The organism is Agarivorans sp. 1_MG-2023 (genome assembly GCF_030548385.1).
In the GTDB taxonomy this organism is placed as follows: Bacteria; Pseudomonadota; Gammaproteobacteria; order Enterobacterales; family Celerinatantimonadaceae; genus Agarivorans.
In genome coordinates this window covers 63,890-88,457 of record NZ_JAUOSJ010000011.1, presented here as the reverse complement: position 1 = coordinate 88,457, position 24,568 = coordinate 63,890, and the positions used below count along the sequence as shown (strand labels likewise).

Annotated in this window: 24 protein-coding genes; 22 read left to right on the top strand and 2 right to left on the bottom strand. The window is 44.8% G+C overall.

Annotation, left to right across the window (positions count from 1 at the left end):
* The first annotated feature begins 40 nt into the window (after nucleotides 1–40).
* From iscR to Q4592_RS15925, 19 genes are all read left to right on the top strand, one after another.
* On the top strand, nucleotides 41–514 hold the full coding sequence (gene iscR, locus Q4592_RS16015) for a Fe-S cluster assembly transcriptional regulator IscR (protein WP_137672803.1): 474 nt from the start codon (nucleotides 41–43) through the stop codon (nucleotides 512–514).
* Nucleotides 515–549: 35 nt separating this feature from the next.
* Nucleotides 550–1,764, top strand: coding sequence for an IscS subfamily cysteine desulfurase (locus Q4592_RS16010; RefSeq protein ID WP_137672804.1), 1,215 nt, complete (start codon nucleotides 550–552; stop codon nucleotides 1,762–1,764).
* A 31-nt stretch (nucleotides 1,765–1,795) separates the two neighbouring features.
* Entirely contained in the window at nucleotides 1,796–2,179 is a 384-nt protein-coding gene (iscU, locus tag Q4592_RS16005; protein WP_137672805.1) for a Fe-S cluster assembly scaffold IscU, read from the top strand.
* Between the two features lie 17 nt (nucleotides 2,180–2,196).
* Nucleotides 2,197–2,520, top strand: a complete 324-nt coding sequence (gene iscA, locus Q4592_RS16000; protein WP_137672806.1) for an iron-sulfur cluster assembly protein IscA — start codon at nucleotides 2,197–2,199, stop codon at nucleotides 2,518–2,520.
* Between the two features lie 12 nt (nucleotides 2,521–2,532).
* On the top strand, nucleotides 2,533–3,051 hold the full coding sequence (gene hscB, locus Q4592_RS15995) for a co-chaperone HscB (protein ID WP_137672807.1): 519 nt from the start codon (nucleotides 2,533–2,535) through the stop codon (nucleotides 3,049–3,051).
* Between the two features lie 5 nt (nucleotides 3,052–3,056).
* Nucleotides 3,057–4,910: a Fe-S protein assembly chaperone HscA gene (gene hscA, locus Q4592_RS15990; protein ID WP_303514941.1), complete on the top strand. Its 1,854-nt coding sequence runs from the start codon at nucleotides 3,057–3,059 to the stop codon at nucleotides 4,908–4,910.
* Between the two features lies 1 nt (nucleotide 4,911).
* Nucleotides 4,912–5,250: an ISC system 2Fe-2S type ferredoxin gene (gene fdx, locus Q4592_RS15985; RefSeq protein ID WP_303514939.1), complete on the top strand. Its 339-nt coding sequence runs from the start codon at nucleotides 4,912–4,914 to the stop codon at nucleotides 5,248–5,250.
* A 12-nt stretch (nucleotides 5,251–5,262) separates the two neighbouring features.
* The gene (iscX, locus tag Q4592_RS15980) at nucleotides 5,263–5,463 is read left to right on the top strand and encodes a Fe-S cluster assembly protein IscX (RefSeq protein WP_137672810.1); all 201 of its coding nucleotides are present in this window, start codon (nucleotides 5,263–5,265) and stop codon (nucleotides 5,461–5,463) included.
* Between the two features lie 43 nt (nucleotides 5,464–5,506).
* The gene (pepB, locus tag Q4592_RS15975) at nucleotides 5,507–6,796 is read left to right on the top strand and encodes an aminopeptidase PepB (protein WP_303514935.1); all 1,290 of its coding nucleotides are present in this window, start codon (nucleotides 5,507–5,509) and stop codon (nucleotides 6,794–6,796) included.
* Between the two features lie 67 nt (nucleotides 6,797–6,863).
* Nucleotides 6,864–7,289: a nucleoside-diphosphate kinase gene (ndk, locus tag Q4592_RS15970; protein WP_303514932.1), complete on the top strand. Its 426-nt coding sequence runs from the start codon at nucleotides 6,864–6,866 to the stop codon at nucleotides 7,287–7,289.
* A gap of 155 nt (nucleotides 7,290–7,444) precedes the next feature.
* The gene (locus tag Q4592_RS15965) at nucleotides 7,445–8,563 is read left to right on the top strand and encodes a bifunctional tRNA (adenosine(37)-C2)-methyltransferase TrmG/ribosomal RNA large subunit methyltransferase RlmN (RefSeq protein WP_137672813.1); all 1,119 of its coding nucleotides are present in this window, start codon (nucleotides 7,445–7,447) and stop codon (nucleotides 8,561–8,563) included.
* Nucleotides 8,564–8,585: 22 nt separating this feature from the next.
* Nucleotides 8,586–9,359, top strand: a complete 774-nt coding sequence (gene pilW, locus Q4592_RS15960; RefSeq protein WP_303514929.1) for a type IV pilus biogenesis/stability protein PilW — start codon at nucleotides 8,586–8,588, stop codon at nucleotides 9,357–9,359.
* On the top strand, nucleotides 9,349–10,380 hold the full coding sequence (rodZ, locus tag Q4592_RS15955; protein WP_303514928.1) for a cytoskeleton protein RodZ: 1,032 nt from the start codon (nucleotides 9,349–9,351) through the stop codon (nucleotides 10,378–10,380). Before pilW ends, rodZ begins: the two co-directional genes overlap by 11 nt.
* Before the next feature lie 15 nt (nucleotides 10,381–10,395).
* Nucleotides 10,396–11,487, top strand: a complete 1,092-nt coding sequence (gene ispG, locus Q4592_RS15950) for a flavodoxin-dependent (E)-4-hydroxy-3-methylbut-2-enyl-diphosphate synthase (RefSeq protein ID WP_137672885.1) — start codon at nucleotides 10,396–10,398, stop codon at nucleotides 11,485–11,487.
* Nucleotides 11,488–11,578: 91 nt separating this feature from the next.
* Nucleotides 11,579–12,856 (top strand): histidine--tRNA ligase, encoded by a 1,278-nt coding sequence (hisS, locus tag Q4592_RS15945; protein ID WP_303514926.1) that lies wholly within the window; start codon nucleotides 11,579–11,581, stop codon nucleotides 12,854–12,856.
* 13 nt (nucleotides 12,857–12,869) lie between these two features.
* Nucleotides 12,870–13,505 (top strand): tetratricopeptide repeat protein, encoded by a 636-nt coding sequence (locus Q4592_RS15940; protein ID WP_303514923.1) that lies wholly within the window; start codon nucleotides 12,870–12,872, stop codon nucleotides 13,503–13,505.
* Nucleotides 13,498–14,688 (top strand): outer membrane protein assembly factor BamB, encoded by a 1,191-nt coding sequence (gene bamB / locus Q4592_RS15935; RefSeq protein WP_303514921.1) that lies wholly within the window; start codon nucleotides 13,498–13,500, stop codon nucleotides 14,686–14,688. The genes Q4592_RS15940 and bamB overlap by 8 nt, the downstream gene beginning before the upstream one ends.
* A gap of 84 nt (nucleotides 14,689–14,772) precedes the next feature.
* The gene (gene der / locus Q4592_RS15930; protein WP_137672819.1) at nucleotides 14,773–16,242 is read left to right on the top strand and encodes a ribosome biogenesis GTPase Der; all 1,470 of its coding nucleotides are present in this window, start codon (nucleotides 14,773–14,775) and stop codon (nucleotides 16,240–16,242) included.
* Nucleotides 16,243–16,254: 12 nt separating this feature from the next.
* A complete protein-coding gene (locus tag Q4592_RS15925) occupies nucleotides 16,255–16,485 on the top strand; it encodes a zinc ribbon domain-containing protein (RefSeq protein WP_137672820.1) in 231 nt (76 codons plus the stop codon).
* Nucleotides 16,486–16,529: 44 nt separating this feature from the next.
* Here Q4592_RS15925 and Q4592_RS15920 read toward each other — a convergent pair whose 3' ends face one another.
* Both Q4592_RS15920 and xseA read right to left on the bottom strand, forming a co-directional pair.
* On the bottom strand, nucleotides 16,530–18,365 hold the full coding sequence (locus tag Q4592_RS15920; protein WP_303514916.1) for an alpha/beta fold hydrolase: 1,836 nt from the start codon (nucleotides 18,363–18,365) through the stop codon (nucleotides 16,530–16,532).
* A gap of 214 nt (nucleotides 18,366–18,579) precedes the next feature.
* Nucleotides 18,580–19,914 (bottom strand): exodeoxyribonuclease VII large subunit, encoded by a 1,335-nt coding sequence (gene xseA / locus Q4592_RS15915; RefSeq protein ID WP_303514913.1) that lies wholly within the window; start codon nucleotides 19,912–19,914, stop codon nucleotides 18,580–18,582.
* Nucleotides 19,915–20,045: 131 nt separating this feature from the next.
* On the opposite strand from xseA, the gene guaB reads away from it, so the two are divergent.
* From guaB to Q4592_RS15900, 3 genes are all read left to right on the top strand, one after another.
* Nucleotides 20,046–21,506: an IMP dehydrogenase gene (gene guaB / locus Q4592_RS15910; RefSeq protein ID WP_137672823.1), complete on the top strand. Its 1,461-nt coding sequence runs from the start codon at nucleotides 20,046–20,048 to the stop codon at nucleotides 21,504–21,506.
* Nucleotides 21,507–21,580: 74 nt separating this feature from the next.
* Nucleotides 21,581–23,161 carry a glutamine-hydrolyzing GMP synthase gene (guaA, locus tag Q4592_RS15905; RefSeq protein WP_303514909.1) on the top strand — a complete coding sequence of 527 codons (1,581 nt, stop codon included), beginning with the start codon at nucleotides 21,581–21,583 and terminating at the stop codon, nucleotides 23,159–23,161.
* A 228-nt stretch (nucleotides 23,162–23,389) separates the two neighbouring features.
* On the top strand, nucleotides 23,390–24,556 hold the full coding sequence (locus Q4592_RS15900) for an MFS transporter (RefSeq protein ID WP_303514907.1): 1,167 nt from the start codon (nucleotides 23,390–23,392) through the stop codon (nucleotides 24,554–24,556).
* Nucleotides 24,557–24,568: the final 12 nt, after the last annotated feature.

The window sequence follows — 24,568 nt, the reverse complement described above, 5'->3', positions numbered from 1 at the left end:
GAAAGATTGTGACCAAGTTCACGCGATAAATGGGTTGGATATGCGCTTAACTTCTAAGGGACGCTACGCGGTTACAGCAATGTTAGATGTTGCTCTTCATATGGAAGAAGGGCCGGTTTCTCTAGCTGATATTTCTGAAAGACAAGGTATCTCGTTGTCTTACCTAGAGCAACTTTTTTCAAAATTACGTAAACATGGCTTAGTCACTAGTGTACGTGGCCCTGGTGGCGGTTACCGACTAGGTATGGATGCCGACGATATTGCAGTGGGTATGGTGATTCACGCAGTTGATGAGTCTATTGACGCCACGCGTTGTCATGGCTCAGCAGATTGCCAAGGTGGTAAACCTTGCTTGACCCACTCGTTATGGAATGACTTGAGCGAGCGTATCGCTGACTTCCTCGATAATATTAGCTTAGGCGGCTTGATGCGCGAGCGACAAATTGTAAATGTTGCTCATAACCAAGACCAGCTTCAGCATGTTGATACCAACACGATACAAATTAGTTTATGACGCTCGCTTTCACCGAGTAGTAACGGAGAACTTTAATGAAATTGCCAATTTATCTTGATTACTCAGCAACTACCCCTGTAGATCCACGCGTTGCTGAGAAGATGATGCAGTACCTTAGCGTAGACGGTATCTACGGTAACCCGGCTTCACGTTCACACCGTTTCGGCTGGCAAGCAGAAGAAGCGGTAGATATCGCTCGTAACCAAATTGCCGAGTTGGTAAATGCCGACCCGCGCGAAATTGTGTTTACTTCTGGTGCCACAGAATCAAACAACCTTGCAATTAAAGGTGCTGCACACTTTTACAACAAACGCGGTAAACATATTATTACCTGTAAAACTGAGCATAAAGCAGTACTTGATACTTGCCGCCAGTTAGAGCGTGAAGGTTATGAAGTCACTTACCTAGACCCAGAAAGTAACGGCGTAATTAGCTTAGAGAAACTAAGCGAAGCCTTACGTGAAGATACGGTGCTAGTAAGCATTATGCACGTTAATAACGAAATTGGCGTGATTCAAGATCTTAACGCAATTGGTGAGCTTTGCCGTTCACGCAAAATTTTATTCCATGTAGATGCGGCGCAAAGTGCCGGTAAAATTGAAATTGATTTACAAGCCTTGCCAGTAGATATGATGTCGTTTTCAGCGCACAAGGTTTACGGCCCTAAAGGCATTGGCGCGTTGTACGTGCAACGTAAACCACGTATTCGCTTAGAAGCACAAATGCATGGTGGCGGCCACGAACGTGGTATGCGTTCAGGTACTTTACCAACTCACCAAATCGTGGGCATGGGTGAAGCGTTTGCCATTGCTAAGCAAGATATGGCGAAAGACAACGAACATATCCACGCGTTACGTGACCGCTTTTGGGCTGGCATTAAAGATATCGAAGAAACTTACGTTAACGGCGACTTTGAGCAACGTGTAGTAGGCAACCTAAATGTCAGTTTTGCTTACGTAGAAGGTGAGTCATTGATCATGGCACTTAAAGATCTTGCTGTATCGTCAGGGTCTGCGTGTACTTCTGCCAGCTTAGAGCCTTCTTATGTGCTACGAGCCTTAGGTTTAGATGACGAGCTAGCGCATAGTTCAATTCGCTTCTCGTTTGGCCGTTTCACTACAGTAGAAGAAATTGATTACGCAATTAAAGTGATTAACGAAGGAATTGGCCGCCTCCGCGAGATGTCTCCATTGTGGGACATGTTTAAAGACGGAGTGGACCTAAGTCAGGTCGAGTGGGCTCACCACTAAGTATTATAATTAACGGATTTGGAGAGATATCATGGCTTATAGCGAAAAAGTAATCGACCACTACGAAAACCCACGTAACGTAGGTGCGTTTGAAGATAAAGAAGACAGTCACATTGGTACTGGTATGGTTGGCGCACCAGCTTGTGGTGACGTAATGAAGTTACAACTTAAAGTAAGCGATAGCGGTATTATTGAAGATGCTCGCTTTAAAACTTACGGATGTGGTTCAGCTATCGCGTCTAGCTCATTGGTTACCGAATGGGTAAAAGGCAAAAGCTTAGATGAAGCGCAGTCGTTAAAAAACACTGATATTGCTGAAGAACTAGCTTTACCACCCGTTAAAATTCACTGCTCAATTTTGGCCGAAGACGCCATTAAAGCAGCAATTGCAGATTACAAAAAGAAAAACGCTTAGAGCTTTAAGGATCCGTTATGGCTGTATCACTAACCGAATCAGCGGCAACCCATGTTGGCCAGTTCTTGAATAACCGCGGCGCAGGCGCTGGGGTTCGCTTAGGTATAAAAACCTCAGGCTGTTCGGGTATGGCTTATATTTTGGAGTTTGTTGACCAACTCGCTGATGACGACCAAGTTTTTGAAAGCCACGGTGTTAATGTCATCGTAGATGAAAAAAGCTTGTTGTACATCGACGGTACTGAGCTGGACTTTGTTAAAGAGGGCCTGAATGAAGGTTTTGTATTTAACAATCCGAATGTATCCGGCGAGTGTGGTTGCGGAGAGAGTTTTAGCGTTTAAATGGAACACGCTATGAATCATTTTGAATTATTCTCTCTACGCCCTTCATATCAGCTAGACCTGCAAGGTTTAGCTGATTGTTATAGAGAGCTACAACAGAAATACCATCCTGATAATTTCGCTGCTGATGCCTCTGAGAATCAAGCTCAAGTGATGCAAAAAGCCGCGCAAATTAATGATGCTTATCAAACCTTGAAAGATCCCCTTTCACGCGCCCAATATTTGTTAAGTCTGCAAGACATAGAGCTTGGTGGAGAGCAACAAACCATTAACGACATTGAGTTTTTGATGGCGCAAATGGAGCTTAGAGAACAGCTAGCAGAAATCGAAAATGCTGCTGATCCTGAGCAAGCTCTTGAGGATTTTTCCAAACTACTTAAGCAGCAACGAAGTGACTTGAGCTCTAGCTTTGAAAAAGCCTACAATGAGCAAAATTTTACTTTTGCTGCGGACCAGGTTCGTAAGCTCAAATTCTATGCACGTTTGCAACAGCAGTTGCTCCAACTCGAAGAGAAGATTTTAGATTACTAATCTATATGGCATTACTACAAATTGCAGAGCCTGGGCAATCGGCTGTTCCTCATCAACATAAACTCGCAGTAGGTATCGATTTAGGTACGACTAATTCTCTGGTTGCTACGGTTCGTAGTGGTAAATCTGTTACTTTAGCTGATCATGACGGCGGCATTCTGTTACCGTCAGTCGTTCGATATCATGCGCAAGGCGTTGATGTTGGTCAGTCAGCTAAAGCCCACGCTGTGACCGATCCCAATAACACGATTACCTCAGTTAAGCGTTTATTAGGTAAAAATATTTCTGATATCGACCTTAGCGGATTACCTTATAATTTTACTGAGGCTAGCTCACCTCAAATCAAAACGGTAAGTGGTGTCGTTAATCCTATTCAAGTATCTGCAGAAATTCTCAAAAGCTTGGCTAAGCGAGCTACCGAATCTTTACAAGGCGAGCCTGATGGTGTGGTAATTACCGTTCCAGCTTACTTTGACGACGCTCAGCGCCAAGGTACCAAAGACGCAGCCCAATTAGCCGGTTTACATGTACTTCGCCTGCTGAATGAACCTACTGCAGCGGCTATTGCTTATGGCTTGGACAGTGGTGATGAAGGCGTTATTGCTATTTATGATTTAGGTGGCGGAACCTTTGATATCTCTATTTTGCGTTTATCAAAAGGGGTGTTTCAAGTACTCGCTACTGGCGGCGATTCTGCACTAGGTGGTGATGATTTTGATGACGCTTTGGTTGAGTGGATTGCTGAGCAAGCAAAGATCACTGGCCAGCGTTCAGCCAAGTTACAACGTGAATTGTCGCGCATTGCTAACCAAGTAAAAGTAAACCTATCGGAACACTCACAATCTGATATCGAATTAGATATTGATGGAATTCATTGGCAGGGTTCTATTAGTCGTGAATTGTTTGACGAGTTAATAGAAGGTTTAGTTAAACGTACTATTCGCGCTTGCCGTAGAGCATTACGCGATGCCGAGGTTGAGCTCGAAGACGTTAACAATGTAGTAATGGTGGGGGGCTCTACGCGGGTACCTAAAGTACGTAGCGATGTTGCCAACTTTTTTGCTAAACCGCCATTAACGAATATTGACCCAGACCAGGTGGTGGCTATTGGTGCGGCTATTCAAGCAGATACCCTAGTAGGCAATAAAAAAGACGGTGAACTGTTGCTACTGGATGTAACACCACTATCTTTGGGCATTGAGACCATGGGCGGTTTGGTGGAAAAAGTGATTCCTCGAAACACCACTATCCCTGTGGCGCGTGCTCAAGAATTTACCACCTTTAAAGATGGTCAAACGGCCATGGCTATTCACGCTGTGCAGGGTGAGCGTGAATTAGTAGATGATTGCCGCTCTCTCGCCAAGTTTGCCCTTAAAGGTATTCCGCCTTTAGCTGCTGGTGCAGCGCATATTAGAGTGACTTTTCAGGTAGATGCCGATGGTTTGTTATCGGTAACTGCTATGGAAAAATCAACGGGTGTACAATCCTCTGTTGAAGTTAAGCCTTCCTATGGCTTAGAAGATGCAGAAGTGGCGCGTATGCTGAAAGATTCAATCACTAACGCAAAGCACGATGTTACGATGCGTATGTTGCGAGAACAACAAGTTGAAGCGGCTCGCTTTATAGAAGATATGAGCGCAGCGTTAGCGGAAAGTGGTGAGCGATTATTGGATGCAGCCGAGCGTCAGCAAATTAAACTGGCGGTAGACGCGTTAGCGCTTGTAGCTACCGAAGATAGCGTACCTGCGATTGAGCAAGCCATTAAACAATTAGATAGTATCAGCCAAGATTTTGCTGCAAGGCGAATGGATGATTCAATTAAACAGGCTTTAACAGGCCAGCAAGTGGATAGGATTTAAGATGCCTAAAGTGATTTTCTTACCCAATGAAGACTTATGTCCAGAAGGGTCTGTTGTAGAAGCCAAAGAAGGCGAAAGCGTACTTGATATTGCATTGCGCCAAGGTATAGACATTGAACATGCTTGTGAAAAGTCGTGCGCCTGTACTACATGTCATGTAATTGTTCGCGAAGGGTTTGATTCTTTAGAAGAAAGTGACGAACTGGAAGATGACATGCTAGATAAGGCGTGGGGTTTAGAGCCTGAGTCACGTTTAGGTTGTCAGGCTTTAGTTGCCGATGAAGATTTAGTAGTAGAAATTCCAAAATACACGATTAATATGGTGTCTGAACAACATTAAGGAATCTTGCTAATGGGGTTGCGTTGGATAGATGTAGAGCAAATAGCGATAGAACTGGCCGAGCAATTTCCTGAGCAGGATCCGAAACAAGTTCGGTTTACCGATTTACACCAATGGGTTTGTCAGTTGGACGATTTTGAAGACGAGCCCCAGCATAGCAACGAGCGCATTTTGGAAGCAATTATTTTAGCCTGGATGGATGAACTAGACTAAATTCCGGTGGCTTGTTGTCAATTAGTCAAATGAGGAAGTATTGATGACCGCCGTAATGGATCTCGTATTATGTGCAAAACCAGCTGCAGCCCACTGGGGCGATAACGCGCTGATAAGTTTTGAAGCCAACCAAGTAAACGTTCATGTTACCTCTCAAGGCGCTTCTCGCCTGCAAGATATTCAAAAAGCTGCCCGTAAACTGGATGCCCAAGGTTTAAAACACCTTTCTTTTATTGGCGACAGTTGGGACGTAGAAGCCTGTTGGGCTTTTTACCAAGGTTATTACAATGCCAAGCAAGATAATCAGCTAGAGATAGTTGTACTAAGTGATGCTGACCTGGCTAAGTTTAATGCGCTAAAAGCAGCTGCAGACTGGACCCGTAAAACGATTAACCTTGGCCCTGCGGCTATCTATCCTCAAACATTATGTGAATCCGCAGCTAAGTTTTTAACTGAGCTAGCACCAGAGTACGTATCTCATAACATCATTTCTGGCGAGGATTTGTTATCAGAAGGATGGGTTGGTACCTATCAAGTAGGTAAAGGCAGTAGCCAAGCGCCTGCCATGTTACAGCTTGATTATAACCCTTCAGGAAACCCAGATGAGCCTGTAGCTATTGCGCTGGTAGGTAAGGGCATCACGTTTGACTCTGGTGGCTACAGCATTAAACCATCTGATGGCATGTCGATTATGAAAAGCGACATGGGCGGAGCTGCAACCGTGACTGGCGGCTTAGGATTGGCTATTGCAAACGGCTTAAACAAGCGCGTGAAACTGTTTTTATGCTGCGCTGAGAACATGGTATCAGGTGATGCTTACAAACTGGGTGATGTTATCACCTACAAAAACGGCGTAACGGTAGAAGTACTAAACACTGATGCTGAAGGACGTTTAGTGTTAGCCGATGGCTTAATCGCCGCGAGTGAATTAAAACCTGGAAAAATCATTGATGCTGCAACGCTAACTGGCGCGGCAAAAATGGCTTTAGGCCGTGACTACAATGCGGTGTTTGGTTTTGATGATGACTTAGTTCATCAAGCTCTACAAGCTGCTAAGGCTGAAAACGAAAAAGCGTGGGCATTGCCATTGGAGCCATTTCATAAAGGCCAAATTGGCTCTTCATTTGCAGATATAGCAAATATATCCTCTGGTGAAGGCATGGCTGGTGCTTCTACTGCGGCAGCTTTCTTAGCTCACTTTGTTGAAAATGCAGAACAAAACTGGCTGCACTTTGATTTGTCGGGTTCTTACCAAAAATCGGGTAACGCACTGTGGGCAACGGGTGCAAAAGGTCACGGTATTCGTACCATTTCACGGTTGTTAAGCGAGTAGAGCTACTTTATCATTCTTAAAGGTTACCAATTGACTGGTATAACTAATTTTACAATGGAGCTAGTAAATGGCGTTAGAACGTACTTTTTCTATACTTAAACCTGATGTAGTGGCTAAAGATGCGATTGGTGCGATATACGCTCGCATGGAGTCTGCGGGTTTACGCTTGGTAGCAGCTAAAATGTTGCATTTGTCGCAAGAACAAGCCGCAGGGTTTTACGCGGAGCATGACGGCAAACCATTTTATGCACCTTTGATTGAGTTCATGACCTCGGGTCCAATCATGGTTCAAGTACTTGAAGGCGAGAATGCCGTGCAACGTTACCGTGATTTACTGGGTGCGACTAATCCAACAGAAGCGGCAGCAGGTACCTTACGTCACGATTTTGGAACGGCTATGCCGCCAAATGGCACCCATGGCTCTGATTCACCGGAGTCTGCGTCTCGAGAAATAGCCTATTTCTTTGAAGACAATGAAATTTGTCCAAGATAATAAAAGGGGCTTAGGCCCCTTTTTTAATAAGCGGATAAAAGGTGATTGATTAATAGTTAGCTATTTACGCTGAGTGCCGAGATTAACTGGCTTTCTGTTGTCATAATTTGTACAATTCGGCGCTTTTTTTAAATGGTCAGTCGTGGAGTTAAGCGATGAGTGAAAATAAAACAAATTTACTTGATTTGAACCGAGACGGATTACGTAAGTTTTTCGCAGAGATCGGGGAAAAACCTTTCCGCGCCGATCAAGTAATGAAGTGGATCTATCACTTTGGCGTAGACGACTTCGATCAGATGAACAATATCAATAAAGCGCTGCGCGAGAAGCTTAAAAAACAGGCCGAAGTAAAAGCGCCAGAAATTAGCACTGAACAACGCAGTGCCGATGGCACCATTAAGTGGGCTATGTTGGTGGCGGGGCAAGAAATTGAAACGGTTTATATCCCAGAGGGTGACCGAGCAACTTTGTGTGTATCTTCACAAGTAGGTTGTGCCTTGGAATGTACTTTTTGTTCTACTGGACAACAAGGCTTTAACCGTAACCTAAAAGTGTCTGACATTATTGGCCAAGTATGGCGCGCAGCGCAGGTAATTGGTCATAAGGGTGTTGAAGGTAAGCGACCTATTACTAACGTGGTTATGATGGGCATGGGTGAACCTCTGCTAAACCTGAGTAACCTGGTACCTGCTCTAGAGCTGATGCTGGATGATAATGGTTACGGCTTAAGTAAACGTCGCGTTACTGTTAGTACCTCTGGTGTAGTACCTGCCTTAGATAAACTAGGTGACCAGATAGATGTAGCCTTGGCGATTTCATTACATGCTTCTAACGATAAACTTCGTAGCGAAATTATGCCGATCAATGATAAATACAACATTGAAGCATTTCTAGCCGGCGTTAAGCGTTACATTGATAAGTCTAATGCCAACCGTGGCAAGGTAACGGTTGAATACGTGTTGCTAAATGGCGTTAACGATTCAATGGAGCAAGCGCACGAACTCGCCGAAGTGTTGCGCGATACGCCGTGTAAGATTAATTTGATTCCGTTTAATCCATACCCAGGGTCTCCATTCACCAAACCAAGCAACAGCCGAGTGGATCGCTTCAGTAAAGTGTTGATGGAGTATGGCTCTACTGTGGTAGTGCGTAAAACTCGCGGGGACGATATTGACGCCGCTTGTGGGCAGTTAGCGGGTGACGTTGTCGACAGAACCAAAAGAACAATGAGAAAACGGATGCAACAGCAAGAAATTTCAGTCACAATTCAATAACTAACCTTATCGTAGGATGGATATGAAACGCTGGTTGTACTTGTTTTTGGCGGTGTTTTTAGTGACCGGCTGTGTCACTGAAACTCGCGTTGATGGCCAAGAAGTAAAGAATAAAAATAATCAACTTGATAAAAATGCAGCGGCAAAAACCCGCATTAGCCTTGCACTCCGTTACCTTGAAGCTGGCGATGCCGAGCAAGCTAAACGTAATCTTGAGTTAGCTCAAGAGCTTTCCCCTAATTTGGTCGATGTGTATATTGCCCAAGCTCACTTTTATCAGCGGGTTCGTCAACCCGACCGAGCGCTTGACGCCTATAAGCGCGCAAAATCGATTGAACCAAGAAATGGCGACGTATTAAATAACTACGGCGCTATGTTGTGTCAGCAAAAGAAATACGATGAAGCTGAATCGCTATTCAAACAAGCACTCGCTAATCCAGAATATGTGCAAGTGGCGGGTACAAATGAAAATGCTGGTTTATGTGCGCTTAATGCCGGCGATTTAGACAAAGCACTAAAATACTTCACCAGTGCACTAGCTTACAATATTCGTCGTCCTGCATCATTGCTTGGTGCGAGCGAGATTTACCTGCAAAAAAATAAACCCGAGCAAGCCCGCTTATATCTACAACGGTATGATAGTATGGCTCAAACAACTGCTGAGAGTGCCTTTGCTTGGGTTCGCCTAGAAAGCGCTGCTGATAACTTCGCAGAAGAAGCGCGCTGGGGATTAACGCTTCAACAGCAATTTCCTAAATCTGAACAGACTAAACGATATATAGCTAATGACTATTAAAGCCGAAATTGAGCCAGCTGAGCTAAGCGAAGACATTGAAGTTGTTAGCCCTGGCCAAATGCTACAAGAGGCGAGGGTGGCCGCTAAGTTGAGCCAAGGCCAAGTAGCCGAGCGCTTAAAGTTACGTTTGCAGGTAATTGTAGACATTGAAGCCGATAGTTTTGATAGTGGGCTGTCTACCACCTTTGTGAAAGGCTACTTGCGAGCGTATGCACGTTTGCTGAATGTATCAGAAGATTTAGTATTATCTAGTTATACCCACCTACATGATGCTCAAGAGCAACGCACTGAAATGCAAAGCTTTTCGGGGCGTATCAAGCAAGAAACTCACGATAGCCGATTAATGAAGTTCACTTATTTAGTGGCTTTTGGCATCGTTGTGTTATTGGTCATGTGGTGGTGGCAAGAAAAGAATCAACAAAGCTTGTTTGATTCGCCAGAGCCGTCTGTGGTTGAAACCAGTGACAGCCCGATAATAGATCCGATTGCCCCGACTCTTGAAAACCAAGATGCACTAGAGCCCCAATCAGAAAATTTCTTAGAACCTCTGCACAGTGAGACGGTATCTGAAGAGTCGGCGAGCGTTGAGCAAGTCACAGAGCCTGTTGAAGTAGAAACTCAAGCTGAAGCATCACCAGAGCAAGCTAAGTCTGTGAACACTCCAGTTAACGATACCGATCAGGCTGAATCACAACCTGCTGAACTTAACACTGTTGTTGAGCCAGTCAATCAAGTGCAGTCTGCGGCGGAAGAAACACAGCAAACACCGGCCGCTAACTTTACCGCGCTTACCATGAGTTTTGACAATGAATGCTGGGTGGAAGTGCGCGACGCCGATGGCAAACGCCTAGTTGCAGATATTAAAAAGGCAGGCCAAAGCCTGTCAGTGAGTGGTCCAGCACCTTACAGCATTGTGTTAGGCACAAATGCTGGCGTTAGTGTGAAATACGGACAAGAGAACATCGATTTATCGTCATTTAAAGGCGGTAAAGTGGTGCGAATGACAATACCTAACAACTAAGACCTTTCGAGTATGATGAACCAGCCAACTCCAATTAAACGCCGTAAATCAACTCAGATTATGGTGGGTAATGTACCTGTAGGCGGAGGCGCGCCTATTACTGTGCAGTCTATGACCAATACCCGTACCGACGACGTAGCTGCTACGGTTGAGCAAATAAACCGTATTGCTGCAGTGGGCGGTGATATTGTTCGCGTATCGGTACCCACTATGGATGCTGCAGAAGCCTTTAGAAAGATAAAGCAGCAAGTGTCTATTCCGGTGATTGCAGATATTCACTTTGATTATCGTATTGCCCTTAAAGTGGCTGAATACGGCGCTGATTGTTTACGTATAAACCCAGGTAACATTGGCAATGAACAACGGATCCGCTCAGTGGTCGATGCCGCTAAAGACCGTAATATTCCGATTCGTATTGGTGTAAATGGCGGTTCTTTAGAAAAAGATCTTCAAGAAAAATATGGCGAACCTACGCCAGACGCCTTGGTTGAATCTGCCATGCGCCATGTTGATATTCTTGACCGCCTTAATTTTGATCAATTTAAAGTAAGCGTTAAAGCATCAGATGTGTTCTTGGCGGTTGGTGCTTATCAAGGTTTGGCTTCGCGAATTGACCAACCTTTACATCTCGGCATTACCGAAGCTGGCGGCTTGCGCAGTGGTTCGGTTAAGTCGGCAGTGGGCTTGGGCATGTTATTGTCGCAAGGCATTGGTGATACATTGCGTGTATCGCTGGCAGCTGATCCCGTTGAAGAAATTAAAGTCGGTTTTGATATTCTTAAATCGTTACGAATACGTGCTCGCGGAATTAATTTTATTGCTTGCCCAAGCTGTTCACGCCAAGAGTTTGATGTAATTGCCACTGTTAATGCCCTAGAGCAGCGCTTGGAAGACATTGTAGAGCCAATGGATGTGTCTATCATTGGTTGTGTAGTTAATGGGCCAGGCGAAGCGCTTATCTCCGATTTAGGCATTACTGGCGGCAATAAAAAAAGCGGTTACTACCAAGATGGCGTGCGTCAAAAAGAGCGTTTTGATAACGACGATTTAGTGGATGCGCTAGAAGCAAAAATACGCTCGCGCATCGCTGTTAAAAACATTAGCTAATCGCGCAACCGCAAATAATTTACCTCTATGGTTAAAGGCCCTATAATCGAGGGCCTTTAATAGTTATTGACCTGTTTTATTCGAGATTAATGTGGCTAAACAAATACAAGCAATACGTGGCATGAATGATTGCCTTCCAAGTGATACACCTGCTTGGCAAAAGGTAGAATCAGTTATCCGTGAAGTGGTTGCCGCTTACGGTTACAACGAAATTAGAATGCCAATTGTTGAAAGTACAGATTTGTTTAAGCGCTCTATCGGTGAAGTAACCGATATCGTTGAAAAAGAAATGTACACTTTTGACGACCGCAATGGCGACAGCTTAACCCTGCGCCCAGAAGGTACAGCAAGTTGTGTACGTGCAGGTAATCAAGCAGGTTTACTGTATAACCAAGAGCAACGCCTTTGGTATATGGGACCAATGTTTCGGCATGAGCGACCGCAGAAAGGCCGCTATCGTCAGTTTCATCAAGTAGGTATCGAGTCGTTTGGTATTGCAAGCGCTGATATTGATGCTGAAGTGATTATGTTGTCGGCGCGTTTTTGGAAAGCCTTTGGCTTAGAAAAGCACGTTACACTGGAGCTAAACAGTTTAGGCTCTAACGAAGCGCGCGCTAACTACCGTGATGCTTTAATCGCTTATCTAGAATTGCATAAAGACGCGCTGGATGAAGATGCTAAACGTCGCATGTACGATAACCCTCTACGTGTATTAGACAGCAAGAACCCAGAGGTTCAGGCGGCATTAGCTGATGCACCGAGTTTAAATGAGTACCTCGATCAAGAAAGCGTAGAGCACTTTGATAAATTACGTTCTTTGCTTGATAACGCGGGTATCGAGTACACAATAAATCCTCGTTTAGTACGAGGTTTAGATTATTACAACCGCACCGTATTTGAATGGGTAACAAGCAGCCTGGGTTCACAAGGTACGGTGTGTGCTGGCGGTCGATACGATGGCTTAGTTGAGCAACTAGGTGGTAAAGCCACTCCTGCTGTTGGTTTTGCCATGGGTATGGAGCGTTTAGTATTACTGCTGGAAACGCTGGAACTATTGGGTGATTTACCGACAGGCGCCGATGTTTATGTGATCAATGCTGGAGAAGGGACACTTGGAGCAGCATTTTCATTAGCTGAACAATTGCGAGATGCGTTACCCTCTGTGCGGGTGATGAGCCACTGTGGCGGTGGTAACTTTAAGAAACAATTTAAGCGTGCTGATAAATCAGGCGCGAAAGTAGCGCTAATCATCGGCGATGATGAGTTGGCCAATCAGCAGGTTACCGTTAAGTACCTGCGTAAAGATATTCAACAGCAGTGCATCGCTCAATCTGAGTTAGTTGCTTTGCTTAATACCGTATTAGTTTAGTTAAGGAGAGACAGTGGACATTTATTCTACTGAGGAACAGCAAGTTCAAGCCATCAAAGATTGGTGGAAAAAGAATGGAACATCAGTGATCGGCGGTTCTGTATTAGGTTTAGCAGCAGTATTTGGCTGGCGTTATTTTGGTGAGTATCAGGTTAGTCAGCAAGAAGCTGCTTCAGATGCCTACGAGCAAGCTGTTACTCAATTAGCGCTTAATTCAGAAGAACTCACTCCTTTAGTTAATTATGTCGCTGCTAATCAAGGCGACAAGAATTATTCAGTGTTTGCTTCTTTGCTGTTAGCTAAAGAGTTAGTAGCTAAAGAAGATTTTGCGCAAGCCCAAACACAACTTCAGTTGGCTTTAGATGGTGCACCTGAAGAGCTGAAAGGTATGGTTTATACACGGTTAGCACGTGTACAGGCTCAACAAGCTGCATTTGATGACGCGCTAGCAAGTTTAGAGTTGGTCAGTGAGCCGGCTTTAGTGGCGACCGTTGAAATTATTAAAGGTGATATTTACCTTCAACAAGGTGAAAACGCAATGGCTCGTCAAGCATACCAAGCAGCAGTTGCTGCTGGTGCCGCAGAGCAAGACCCTAGCGTAAACCTTAAATTGAACGACCTAACTGAAGTTGAGGCCGCTAATGGTTAGAGCTTGGCGTAGTGTTAGCTTAGCTTGTTTACTTGTTGGTTTGTCAGCTTGTTCTTTGTTCAACTCTGAAGAAGATGTTGTGCAAATGGCACCCGTGCCAGAGTTTAGCAACCAGTTTACGGTGGCTAAGCAGTGGGAAACTCGAGTAGGCGATGGTGTAGAGAAATACTTTTCGGCCTTGTCCCCGGTGGTGGCTTACGATTCCGTATTTGCTGCCTCCCGTTTTGGCGAGATCCGTGCTTTTGACTTAAATGGTAAACGCCTATGGCAACAAAACCTTTCCAAAGTTGAAAGTAACAATCGCTTCTCAGGTAACACGCCTAATGCGCGTATTTCTGGCGGTTTAACCGCAGCTTACAAACGTATTTATCTTGGTACTGAAAATGCTGATGTATTTGCCTTAGATGCTGAAACAGGCGACATTGTTTGGCAAGCCGCCGTGTCTGGCGAAGTACTAGCAAAACCTGCTGTAGAAGATAGTGTGGTAGTGGTGATGACCAGTAATGGTCATTTAGTGGCTCTCGATGCGCACAGTGGTGAGCAAAAGTGGGACATTAAAATTGACCAACCTTCGTTGTCATTACGAAGTAAAGCGCCAGCGGTTATTTCTAATGGCGCAATCATTTTAGGCCGTAGCGACGGTAAAATTGGTTTGTACTTGTTAGAAAGTGGCCAGTTATTATTTGAAAGCAAGCTTGCTCAGCCTAAAGGCTCTACTGAAATTGACCGCATTGTCGATGTAGATAGTCGACCGGTGTTAGTTGGCTCGCAGCTATATGCTGTAGCTTACAACGGCAATCTTGTGTCGGTAAATTTACGCAGTGGTGAAGAGCAATGGAGGCGTAGTTACTCAGCCTACCAAAACTTAGCAACTGCGGGCTTAAGCTTGTTTGTTACCGATGTGAGCGACAATGTTTATAGCATTGAGCGCAATAATGGTGTTGAACAGTGGACCCAAGGTGCACTGTCTTACCGCATTGTTACCGCACCAGCGATAGACGGTAATCAAATCATCGTTGGCGACAGCGAAGGTTACTTATATTGGATAAACCGAGAAACCGGTGAATTTACTAGCAAAATGTTAGTAGATAAAAGCGGCTTATATGTTGCGCCTGTGGTAACCTCCGACAAAATTATCGTTCAAACACGAAATGGTAAGCTAATTGCGCTAGATCGCAGTTAAGTTGTTATAATTGTGTACAAAAGGCTCATGATTAGTTGATCATGAGCCTTTGTCATGTCATGTATTCTAAAAAATGAGGCCCTTATGCTTCCTGTTGTTGCCTTAGTGGGACGCCCAAACGTTGGCAAATCTACATTATTTAATCGCCTTACACGCAGCAGGGATGCGCTAGTAGCCGACTTTCCTGGACTTACTCGCGACCGCAAGTACGGACAAGCTAAAGTAGCCGAGCAAGAATTCATTGTTATTGATACCGGTGGTATCGATGGTGATGAAGAAGGTATCGATGCGATGATGGCACAGCAATCTTTGCAAGCCATTGAAGAAGCTGATGCCGTGTTATTTTTGGTTGATGCTCGTTCGGGCATGACAGTTGCGGATGAAGCGATTGCGCATCATCTACGCAAGCAAGAAAAGAAAATTTTCTTGGTGGCCAATAAAACTGATGGTATTGATGCTGATGCAGCTTGTGGCGAGTTCTACGCTTTAGCCCTTGGTGAGGTTCACCACATTGCAGCGGCTCATGGCCGCGGCGTGAACATGCTACTCGAAGAAGCTTTACGCCCGTTTGTTACCGAGCAGGCAGAGCTACAATCTGATGAATTAGAGCCTAGCTTAGATGAGACTCGCGAGATGAGTGAATCTGAACTGGATGAGCTCGCTCAGAAGTTTGCTGATTTGCCGATTAAGTTAGCGATTGTGGGTCGCCCGAACGTGGGGAAATCTACGCTAACAAACAGGATTTTAGGTGAAGACCGGGTTGTTGTTTACGACATGCCGGGTACCACACGTGATAGTATTTACATACCGATGCAGCGTGAAGATCAAGACTACATTTTGATTGATACGGCGGGAGTACGTAAACGTGGCAAAGTGACAGAAGTTGTTGAGAAGTTCTCAGTAATTAAAACGCTTAAAGCCATTGAAGATGCTAACGTCGTTATGTTGGTGATTGATGCTAAAGACGGTATCTCTGATCAAGACTTAAGCTTGTTAGGTTTTGTACTTAATGCTGGGCGTGCTTTAGTTCTTGCAGTGAACAAATGGGATGGTTTAGACAACGACCATAAAGAGCGTATTAAAACAGAATTAGATCGCCGTTTAGGCTTTATTGATTTTGCACGTGTTCATTTCATCTCTGCTTTGCACGGTACTGGTGTTGGTCACTTGTACGAAAGCGTTCAAGAGGCATACAGTAGCGCCACTAAGCGCGTTTCTACTTCGATGTTGACACGTATCATGCAAATGGCTCAAGACGACCACCAGCCGCCGTTAGTGCGCGGTCGTAGGGTTAAATTACGTTATGCTCACGCAGGTGGTTACAATCCTCCGCGCATTGTGGTTCATGGTAATCAGGTAAACTCGTTGCCCGACGCATATAAGCGCTACTTGATGAATTACTACCGTAAAGCTTTAGAGATTATGGGGACACCTATTCGCGTAGAATTTAAAGAAGGCGAAAACCCATTTTCAGAGAAGAAGTCAAAACTTACTCTGGCGCAAGAACGTCGCCGTAAAAAGATGCAAACTGTAAGTCGGTACAAAAAGAAATAATTGGAGTTAGCCATGAGTATTGAAATTGCTTGCCCAGAATGTGACGGCGAACTGCAGCACGAACACGACCATTGGTTGTGTGGGGCTTGTCATCATCAATTTTTACAACGAGTGCACTGTGATAAATGTGATGCCGAGTTGGAAAAGTTAAAAGCCTGTGGCGCAGTGGATTACTTTTGTAATAGCTGTAATGAACTGAAGTCTAAGCGGGCCGTGATACGGCGGTTTGAGCGTTTAGCTTAATAAAAAAGACGGCCATGGCCGTCTTTTTTATTGTATGTTTATAACTAGCTTTTTCGCTTGGCAATACTTTCTAAGATTGCAGGCCAATGTTGATAAATCATGTAATGGCCTAACTCAGGTATCACCTCTAAACGTGCATTTTCTGCGCGAGCAATAAAGCGTTCTGCTAAGGTTAGCGGTATATGTTTGTCGTTTTCGCCATGAAAGAGTTGGGTAGCTACTTTTACATCTTCAATCTCAAAGCCCCAAGGCGCCATTACTTGGCGAACCTCATCGGAAAAGGCATTACCGCCTTGGACTTTCGATTCCATTAAATAACGGCCAAACTTTTCTTTGAACATTGGGCTTTCAAACAGCTCTACATCGGTTCCCTCTAAATCGCGCGCGAGCACCTTAAACAGTTTGTTAGGATCTTTGTGTAGGCCTTTGTCCAAAATGTTGGTGAATAAGCGGTGCATATTAGGGAAGTCACGTGCTAGTTTCATATGCATACGATAAAGCTTAGCGGTAGCCTTATAGTCACTATCATAAGTTAGTGCATCACCTGAGCTAACGATAGTTAAATGGCTAACCATGTCGGGAATTTTAGCTGCGCTACAGGCCGCATAAACCCCACCAGTGGCATACCCCAATAACTCAACCTTAGCGAGGTTTAAGTGCTCTAGCAGCGCTTTTAGATCCGCGGTCCATTGCACAAAACTGTAACTCTCATGGTAGTCAGAGCCACCAAAGCCCGGTCGGTCGATAGAAATCAATCGAATTCCCAGTTGAGCAGCGATATCTACTTGGTCAAAAAAGTTTTCTAAGCGACAACCTAAGATGCTGTGGCAATACACCACGGGTTTGCCTTTTGGGTCACCGAACTCTTGATAACAAAGTTTGCGCTCATCAGGAAGCCTGAAGTAGCGTGCATTGCTGTCTTGAGGTGTGCCAAAATCAAAATGACGGCTACTTTGCGATAGCATTCCCCATGGACCAGTTAACACTAAACTGGCAAGTTCACTTTGGCTGCTTACACCGGTTTTTTTGAATACCGATTTTAGCTGTGTTCGCACCGTGTTGTAGCTTACAAATATCTTGTCAGCAATGTCGGGTGGAGACATACCTTGGGCGATGTAATTAACAATTCGCGCTTCTTTAGGCGTGAGCTTGTAACCATCGGCAAAGGCGGCTAAATCGAGCTCTACATCTGGGCGAGAAGGGGAAATAAATACTACGACGCTGGCATTACGCTCAAGTAAGGGATCTTGAAGGTGATTGACTGGGCTTAAAATAACCATGGTTTGCACGTCGGTCTCGTTGTTTACCTGAATAGGTAAACCTCGACTGCTTGATTCGTTAGGCCCTAACGAAGACAATTCTTCAACATATTGCTTAAGTAACTCAGTAGATTCGCTTTGCTGGGTCACCAAGTTTTTATTCTTTTGATATAAACCTTGGCCAAGCTGCAGAGTTTCTTCTGCTAGCTCGTTGGTAAGCAAAATTTCACTTTGAGCATTAACTAAAATCACGCCGACCGGAATATGATCAAGTAGTGAATTTAGTGAGTGATTTTTTTCTTCAAGCTGATAAATGCGTTTAGCAATGTTTAAGGCTTGATTGAAGTGCTCCAACAGCAGTTGATTGCGTTCAGAGTACTGGCTTTGGGCCATCGAGAGTTGCGGCGAGACTGCGTCCAACATTTGGCTCAGTTTTGCCGAGGAGTTATCTTGCTTACCAGGGGCTTCAGTTCGCTGAAGTTCTGGCATCATATAAAGGTGCTCTAGCAGGTCAGGCCAATATTCAGGTTCTGCTGCCGCTCGATAAATCATACCGATCAACTGTTCCCTGTTATCAACGCTGGTTAGCTCACGCTCCTTGGTGCTATCCAATGAATTCATAGTATTGCTGCTAATTTTCTTTATTTAATGGCTAGTTAGTTACCAAGAATGGTCGCTTCGCCTCTTTAGCGGGCTTGGTCGTCCTTCCAGTTACACTTCAAACCAACTAGATGTCCGGTTTAGTCCCCCTAATCTTATGCCAGTTTTAGCTATAATCCCATTAATTTTGACATTTGAATCACTAGTTGTGAGCTAGTGTTTAAAACAATTAGTGTTAGGAGCAAATAGTCGCATTAAGGTTATCGTCCGAAAATTTCAGTTTTACTACGTCGCCATGTTTAAGCTCTGCCGCATGCTTAACCAATTTATCTTGGTGAGTCACCAAGGTAAAACCGCGATCTAGCACCTTTAATGGGCTGAGACTATCTAATTGGCGACAAATGCCGGCGAGTTGCTGCTGCTGTTGGTCAATCAGTTGTTGGCTAGCGTTAAGCAATCGCTGTCGCTGCTCATATACACGTTGTTGCTGTCGTTCAACTCTTCGTTCAAGTAGCGAGTGTTTTAAACGCGCCTTGAGTTGACCATAACGAAGCTCACCATTAGAGACTTGTTGATTAAGTGAAAGGCTTAAACGATGTGCTAGCTCATCAAACCTTTGCTGCTGCTGTTCTAATACATGAACTGGCGATAGGGCTTGAATACGATGATTGAGCTGAGCCAAACAAATTTGCTGTTGTCTAAAGCTGTGCATGGCATGCATTGCTAGTTGTTGCTTTAAATGCGTCATGCGCTGAGGGATGTGACTGGCTTGCTGGCTTACAATTTCTGCTGCCGCTGATGGGGTGGCTGCTCGTACATCGGCCACCAAATCACTAATGCTGTCGTCTACCTCATGGCCTACCGCTGAGATAATCGGTATATTCGAATCAAAAATAGTTCTGGCCAGTTGCTCATCATTAAAAGCCCATAAGTCTTCTTTAGAGCCTCCACCACGGCCAACAATGAGTATGTCGGTTTCGTCTCGCTGATTAGCCAGTTCTATCATCTCAATAAGCTGTGGAGCCGCTAGATCGCCTTGCACTGATGCCGGATACACAATCACTTTGGTTGCTGGTGCACGGCGCTCTAACACCGTTAGAATGTCTTGTAGCGCAGCCCCTGACGCCGAACTAACTACACCAATGCAACTAGGATATTCAGGGAGCGTTTGTTTCTCGGCATCAGCGAATAGTCCTTCGGCGGCTAGTTTCATTTTTAGCTGTTCGTAGGCCTGTTGCATCGCGCCATCACCCGAGGGGTGAATAGCTTCTGCAATCAGCTGATAGTCACCACGAGGCTCGTACATGGTTATTTTGGCTTTCACCAGCACTTTCATGCCCGACTCGGGCTTGAATACTACCTTGCGGTTAGCACCTTTAAACATTGCACAACGCACCTGCGCTGAGTGGTCCTTTAAACTAAAATACCAATGCCCCGAAAATGGCGTAGAAAAATTAGATATTTCACCTTCTAACCAAATCGTACCGATAGAATTTTCTAGTAAACGTCTAACTTGCTGGTTTAACTGACTAACACTCAGAACATTATTGGTTATTTGACTAGATTTCATCAGTTAACTCGAAGGAAAGTAGAAAATAATGTAAGAAAATAACATTTTTCGTTTTACCTTGGCCAGCTTTATACCTATAATCCGTCCGCAATATTTTACCTCTTTATTAACTGATTTAGGCGAATGTTGCTATGTTGAGAATTTCCAAAGAAGCCTTAACCTTCGATGATGTACTACTACTTCCTGCTCACTCAGAAGTACTTCCAAATACCGCCAATTTGGCGACACGTCTAACCAAAGATATTCCGCTAAGTATTCCTATGGTATCTGCCGCTATGGATACTGTAACTGAAGCAAACTTTGCTATTGCACTGGCTCAAGAAGGCGGTGTTGGCTTTATTCACAAAAACATGAGCATTGAGCAGCAAGCTGCTGAAGTGCGCAGAGTGAAGAAGTTTGAAGCGGGTATTGTACTTGAGCCTATCACTGTAACGCCTGATTTAACCTTAGGACAAATTGCTGAGCTACGTCAGATACATGGTTTTGCTGGCTTTCCAGTGGTAACAGAAGCAAACGACTTAGTCGGTATTGTTACTGGGCGTGACTTGCGTTTTGAAACTGACTTCACTAAAACCGTTTCTCAGGTTATGACGCCAAAAGAGCGTTTAGTTACTACCACTGATACCTCACGTGATGTAGTTGAAAAAATGATGCACGAGCACCGCATTGAAAAAATGTTGGTGGTTGATGACGCATTTAAATTGACCGGTTTGATTACCGTAAAAGATTTCAAAAAAGCGGAACGTAAACCAAACGCGTGTAAAGACAGTTTTGGCCGTTTGCGTGTTGGTGCTGCTGTTGGTGCTGGTGCGGGTAACGAAGAGCGAGTAGATGCCTTGGTTGAGGCTGGCGTAGATGTATTGCTGATAGACTCTTCACACGGTCATTCTCAAGGCGTGCTCGATAGAATTAAAGCCACTCGAACTAAATATCCTGATCTCGCCATCGTTGGCGGAAACGTAGCAACGGGCGCAGGTGCTATAGCCCTAGCAGATGCTGGTGTAAGTGCCGTTAAAGTGGGTATTGGCCCAGGTTCAATTTGTACTACGCGCATCGTAACCGGTGTAGGTGTGCCTCAAATTACTGCTGTATCTGACGCAGTAGAAGCACTAAAAGGCCGCGATATTCCGGTTATCGCTGATGGCGGCATCCGTTTCTCTGGTGACATCGCTAAAGCCTTAGTGGCTGGTGCGTCGTGTGTGATGGTTGGCAGCATGTTTGCGGGGACTGAAGAAGCACCTGGTGAGATTGAGCTGTATCAAGGTCGTTCGTTTAAGTCTTACCGCGGAATGGGCTCTTTAGGCGCTATGTCTCAAGGTTCATCAGATCGTTACTTCCAAACCGATAACGCTGCCGATAAATTAGTGCCAGAAGGCATTGAAGGCCGAGTAGCTTATAAAGGCCCTGTTAAGGCGATTATTCACCAGCAAATGGGCGGTTTACGTTCATGTATGGGGCTAACTGGTTGCGGCACGATTAACGAACTAAATACTAAAGCTGAGTTCGTTCGCGTAACCAGCGCGGGTATGGGTGAGAGTCATGTTCATGACGTTACCATTACTAAAGAAGCCCCTAACTACCGTATGGGCTAAGTCCGTTACCTTATATGCCACTAAGCGCCGAGAGGCGCTTAGTTTTATCAGCCTCTTTTAAAAAGTAAGTGATTATGAGCAGAGATATCCACGAACATCGTATTCTAATTTTAGATTTTGGATCGCAATACACCCAGCTTATCGCACGTCGCATTCGCGAAATTGGTGTTTATTGTGAATTGTGGGGATGGGATGTTGAAGAAGCCGACATTCGCGAGTTCGCACCAAACGGCATAATTTTAGCCGGCGGACCAGAAAGTGTGACGGAAAATAACTCGCCACGCGCGCCAGAATACGTGTTTAACGCGGGTGTGCCAGTATTAGGCATTTGTTACGGCATGCAAACCATGTCTGAGCAGCTGGGCGGTGCGGTAATCCAAGGCGAAGGCCAGCGTGAATTTGGCTACGCACAAGTTGAAGTGGTAGCTGAATCGTCATTGTTTAAAGCCATTGAAGATGCGGTAGCGCCAAATGGTAATGCCTTGTTAGACGTATGGATGAGCCACGGCGACAAAGTATCGGCTATCCCTGAAGGATTCACTACCGTAGCGCAAACACCTAGTTGTGAATTTGCGGCAATGATGCACCCAGAAAAGAACTTTTACGGCGTGCAATTCCACCCAGAAGTTACGCATACCCGCCAAGGCTTACGTATGCTAGAGCACTTTGTTAAAGACATTTGTGCTTGTGAGGCTTTGTGGACGTCTGAATCCATTATCGAAAACGCGATTGCTCAAATAAAGCAGCAAGTGGGTGACGACGAAGTGATTCTTGGCCTCAGTGGTGGGGTAGACTCATCAGTGGTTGCGATGCTTATTCAACGTGCTATAGGCGATAAACTTACCTGTGTATTCGTAGATAATGGATTATTGCGTTTAAACGAAGGCCAACAAGTCATGGACATGTTTGGTAACCACTTCGGTCTTAATATCGTTCACGTAAACGCAGAAAATCGCTTTTTAGAGGCAATGGCCGGTGAGAGCGATCCAGAGAAGAAACGTAAGATTATTGGCCACGTATTCATTGATGTATTTGATGAAGAATCGAAAAAGCTAAAAAATGCTAAGTGGCTAGCACAAGGTACTATTTACCCAGACGTTATTGAGTCAGCGGCTTCTAAAACCGGTAAAGCACATGTGATTAAGTCTCACCATAACGTGGGCGGTTTGCCAGACGATATGGACATGGGCTTGGTAGAACCTTTACGTGAGTTGTTTAAAGATGAAGTGCGTAAAATTGGCCTAGAGCTAGGTTTGCCTTACGACATGTTATACCGCCACCCGTTTCCTGGGCCTGGTTTAGGTGTTCGTGTACTAGGTGAAGTGAAGAAAGAGTACTGTGACTTATTGCGCCGTGCAGACGCTATCTTCATTGAAGAGCTACACAAAAACGATCTTTACAATAAAGTAAGCCAAGCTTTCACGGTGTTTCTACCAGTCCGTTCGGTAGGAGTAATGGGTGATGCGCGTAAATACGATTGGGTAGTATCGCTACGAGCTGTAGAAACTATCGACTTTATGACAGCGCATTGGGCACACTTGCCTTACGACTTCTTAGGCCATGTGAGCAACCGAATTATCAATGAAATAGACGGTATATCACGCGTGGTTTACGACATCTCTGGAAAGCCACCAGCTACCATTGAATGGGAATAATAACTCCCTATTAAAACAGGCGCCTTAAGGGCGCCTTTTTTATATCTATTTCAAATTCGTGCTTTTACCCAGCTTTAAACGATGACCGTTTGCTTGGGTTTCGCACTATTCATCTTAATGATTCGTGCGCTGGGTGTTAACAAATAAGGCTTTTTAGGCAGGGTGAAGAATACAGCCTTCGTTTAACCAATGTTCTATAGTGATGGCTTAATTGCAGGGAAGGGTATTTTGAATATATTTGTATGGATGTTGGCTATATGCCAAGCCTTGCTCACCACGGGCAATATATTGTTGGTAGCCGTAACCGGCTTGATTGGCCAACAGCTCGCGCCTTCTGCTGGGTGGGTAACCTTTCCTGTTGCGATGCAGTTTTTGGGATTAATGTTAGCGACGATTCCTGCTTCTCTTATTATGGGCGTTACTGGGCGCAAGAAGGGTTTTGTTCTGGGTAACTTAGTGGGTATTAGCGGTGCAGTGTTGGCGGTGTATGCTCTGTACCAACAGCAATTTATGTTGTTTAGCTGTGCGACCTTTTTACTTGGGATAGGAATTGGCTTTGGAATGCTTTACCGCTTCGCAGCAGTAGAGCTTTGCTCTGAGGGGCAACAACCAAGAGCCATTTCTGCCATTATGGCTGGCGGTGTTATTGCGGCAATCATCGGGCCGAGCCTCGCAGTTTATAGCCAGGCCTGGTGGCCTAAGCAGCCTTTCATTGGCGCCTTTGTCGGTTTGCTTGGTCTTTACATTATTGCCCTAATTTTGCTACTGATGATTCGCTTCAATGATGAAACAGCTAGCAATCAACACTCAGTAGCCGCTCGGCCTTTAAGGGACATTATTGGCTCGGCGAATTACATAGTGGCAGTGGTGGCGGGCGTAGTTAGCTACTTTGTTATGAACTTACTAATGACAGCAACGCCTTTAGCGATGCATCACCATGGCTATCATTTTGCTCAATCTGCGTCCGTTATCGAGTGGCATGTATTGGGTATGTTTGCTCCTTCGTTTATCACGGGGCGTTTGATACTGCGTATTGGCTTGTTTCCAACCATGTTATTGGGATTAGGGCTAATGGTTGCTTGTGTCATGGTGAATCTTCTAGGGACTAGCTTTAACCACTTCGCTATTGCCTTAACCTTGTTGGGTGTTGGTTGGAACTTCATGTTTATTGGCGCTACCCAAATGCTTACTCAGTCTTATCAGTTGAATGAAAAAGCGAAAGCGCAGGCAGTTAACGAATTTGTGGTGTTTTCTTTGGTGGCAGTGTCGGCTTTATCAGCTGGTTGGTTAGAGCAAAGCTTTGGCTGGCGAGCAGTGAATTACAGCGCTTTGCCTATTTTGTTAGTTGGTTTGCTGTGTTTGGTTTTTTACCAACGTCAACATAAAGGGCAATGATCTTTTAAGCGT